We start from the raw sequence: 3,373 nt of genomic DNA on the forward strand, positions 1-3,373 counted from the left end.
CGATGGTGTTGCCGGCGATGGTGGAGTACTCGGCCAGGTGGTCGGCGCCGCGGTCCGGAGGCCCGGGCGCCCGCTCCTGTGGCCCGCGGGCCGCCTTCGGCCGGCTGCGCCCCGACGCCCGGGCTGCGCTGCCGTGCGCTCCGCGTCGGGCCGCCGTCGTCAGCCCCTCGCCAGCATGCCTACCGGTCGGTATGCTCGGCGCGCGGTTCCCGTCCACCTCACAGGCCGACCCGGGGAGACCCATGCCGAGCGACACCGCCGCCACCCGCACCGCACTCCGCATCTGCCCGCTCTGCGAAGCCACCTGCGGGCTCACGCTCACCCTCGCCGGCACCCGTGTCACGCAGGCCCGCGGCGACCGTGACGACATCTTCAGCCGCGGGTTCATCTGCCCCAAGGGCGCGTCGTTCGGCGAGCTCGACGCGGATCCCGACCGGCTGCGGACACCGCTCGTACGGAAGGGCGGCAACCTGCGGGAGGCCGACTGGGACGAGGCGTTCGACGCCGTGGCCCGCGCGGTGCCCGCGATCGCCGACGCCCACGGCCCCCACGCCGTCGGCGTCGTCCTCGGCAACCCCAACGTGCACACCGTGGCGGGCGCCCTCTACCCGCCGCTCCTCCTCGGGGCCCTGCGGACCCGGAGCCTCTTCACCGCCTCCACCGTCGACCAGATGCCCAAGCACGTCTCCAGCGGCCTCCTCTTCGGCGACCCCTTCGCCATCCCCGTCCCCGACCTCGACCGCACGACCCACCTGCTGATGCTCGGCGCCAACCCGCTGGACTCCAACGGCAGCCTGTGCACCGCGCCCGACTTCCCAGGCCGCCTCAAGGCGCTCCGGGCGCGCGGCGGCACCCTCACCGTCGTCGACCCGCGCCGCACCCGCACCGCCCGCCTCGCCGACCGGCACGTGCCGATCCGCCCCGGCACCGACGCGCTGCTGCTGGCCGCCCTCGTACAGGTGCTGTGCGCGGAGGGCCTGACCGACCTCGGGCCGCTCGCCCCGCACGTCGAGGGGGTCGCCGACGTCGAGGAGGCGCTACGGGACTTCACCCCGGAGGCGGTGGCCGCAGCCTGCGACGTGGCTCCCGGCACCCTCCGCGCCCTGGCCCGCGAGCTGGCCGCCGCGCCGTCCGCGGCCGTCTACGCGCGCGTGGGCGGAAGCACCGTCGCGCACGGCACCCTCACCAACTGGCTGGTGGACGTCCTGAACGTGCTCACCGGCAACCTCGACCGGCCCGGCGGCGCCCTCTTCCCGCTCTCCGCCACGGCGCCCGCGCCCCGCCCGCCCGGCCCGGGGAAGGGCTTCGCCCTCGGCCGCTGGGCGAGCCGGGTGAGCGGGCATCCGGAGGCGAAGGGCGAACTGCCCCTCGCCGCCCTGGCGGAGGAGATCGACACCCCCGGCGAGGGCCGCATCCGCGCGCTCGTCACCATCGCGGCCAACCCCGTCCTGTCCGCCCCTGACGGCGACCGCCTGGACCGGGCCCTCAGCGGCGGGCTGGACTTCATGGTCGCGGTGGACCCGTACCTCAACGAGACCACCCGTCACGCCGATGTCGTCCTGCCCCCGCCGCCGCCCTCCCAGAGCGCCCACTTCGACTTCGCGTTCAACGGCTTCGCCATCCGCAACCAGGTGCGCTACACCCGCGCAGCCGTCCCTCTGGAAGCCGGGCGGATGGACGAGTGCGAGATCCACGCCCGGCTCGTCCTGGCCGTGTCGGGCCTGCACGGCACCGCGGGCCCCGAGGCCGTCGACGCCCTGGCGGTCGACCGCGCCCTGGCGAAGGCCGTGACGGAACCGCACTCGCCCGCCCACGGCCAGGACCCCGCCGCCTTCGCTGCGCGGCTCACCGGCCGCACCTCCGCCGAGCGGCGGCTCGACCTGATGCTGCGGCTCGGCCCGTACGGGCTGACGCTCGACGACCTGCTGGCCGCCCCGCACGGCATCGACCTGGGGCCCCTGCGGCCCCGGCTGCCCGGGCCGCTGAAGACCCGCAGCGGGCGCGTCGAGCTGCTGCCCGCGCCCGTCGCGGCCGACCTGCCGCGACTGCGCGCCGCCCTGGACGCAGGCCCCGCACCGCTGGTGCTGGTGGGCCGTCGGCACTTGCGCTCCAACAACAGCTGGATGCACAACCTGCCCGCCCTGAACAGCGGCAGCAACACCTGCACGCTCCAGGTGCACCCCGACGACGCGGCACGCCTGGGCGTGGTCCACGGCGGCCGGGCCCGCGTCAAGGGCGAGGGCGGGGAGCTCGTGGTGCCCGTCGACGTGACCGACGCCGTGCGGCCCGGCGTGGTCAGCCTCCCGCACGGCTGGGGCCACGACCGGCCCGGGACCCGCCTCGCGGTGGCCGCGGCCAGGCCGGGCGCCAACGTCAACCAGCTCCTCGACGGCACCCGCCTGGACCCGCTGTCCGGCACGGCCGTCCTCAACGGGTTCCCGGTGGAGGTGTCGCCGGAGCAGTGAGCCGACCGGGGGAACCGGCACGGCGCGCCGCCGCAGGAGCCGGAGATGTCCGTGAAGTGACTGATAGTCGGATTATCAGCTGATAAGGCTGACCCATCCGACCTTCTCACGGAGGCCCCTTTCATGACCGCAGCCCGACCACTCCTGCGCACCGTCGTCGCCGGCCTCGCCCTCGCGGGCGTGGCCTTCGGCTCCGCTCCCGCCGCCCACGCCCAGGTGCCCGGCGAGAACGGCGACATCAAGGTGCACCGCAACACCACGTCGGCCACCGACCAGCGCAACGAACCCCGGGTGGGGTGCCTCTTCTACCTCGCGGCCTTCAACTTCGACATCCTCCAGGAGGTCGAATGGAGGATCGACCACCAGCCGATGCGCGCCGGCGACCCCGTCCTCAGCGACACCATGACCCTCACCACGGGTACCGGCGTGACGGACGAGCTGACCCTGCCGGACGGCATGTACAAGGTCACCTGGACCATCCCCGGCACCCCGCTGCCGCCGGCCAAGCACAAGGTGTTCCGCGTCGACTGCGACCGCAACGGCAACGGCAACGGCGGCGGGAACGGCGGTGAGAACGGCAACGGCAACGGCGGTGAGAACGGCAAGGAGAACGGCAGCAAGGACCACGGCAAGGACTACGAGAAGGACTACGGCAAGGACGACCACTACAAGCACCCGCACGGCGGCGTCGGCGCGGGCGGCGGCGGCATGGCCGGGACGGCCGACGGCGACAGCTCCTTGGCCTTCGGAGTGGGCTCCGCGCTCGCGGCCGGCCTCGCGGGGACGGCCGGGCTGGTCCTCGTCCGCCGTCGCCGGCGCGCCCATGGCACGGCGTAGGCCCTGGACCGCACGGTTCAACCGCCGGCAGCGGCGCCTCATCCGCCTCACCAGGACCCTGGTGCTGGCGT

The 3,373-nt window shown here is 74.8% G+C and carries 2 protein-coding genes; both read left to right on the forward strand.

All coding sequences use genetic code 11. The features are described from left to right. The first annotated feature begins 242 nt into the window (after nucleotides 1-242). Entirely contained in the window at nucleotides 243-2,465 is a 2,223-nt protein-coding gene (locus tag BJP40_RS06400; RefSeq protein WP_071279341.1) for a molybdopterin-dependent oxidoreductase, read from the forward strand. A 123-nt stretch (nucleotides 2,466-2,588) separates the two neighbouring features. Continuing rightward, nucleotides 2,589-3,302, forward strand: coding sequence for a hypothetical protein (locus tag BJP40_RS06405; RefSeq protein ID WP_071279342.1), 714 nt, complete (start codon nucleotides 2,589-2,591; stop codon nucleotides 3,300-3,302). Nucleotides 3,303-3,373: the final 71 nt, after the last annotated feature.

The sequence above is a fragment of the Streptomyces sp. CC53 genome, from assembly GCF_001865245.1.
Lineage (GTDB): Bacteria > Actinomycetota > Actinomycetes > Streptomycetales > Streptomycetaceae > Streptomyces.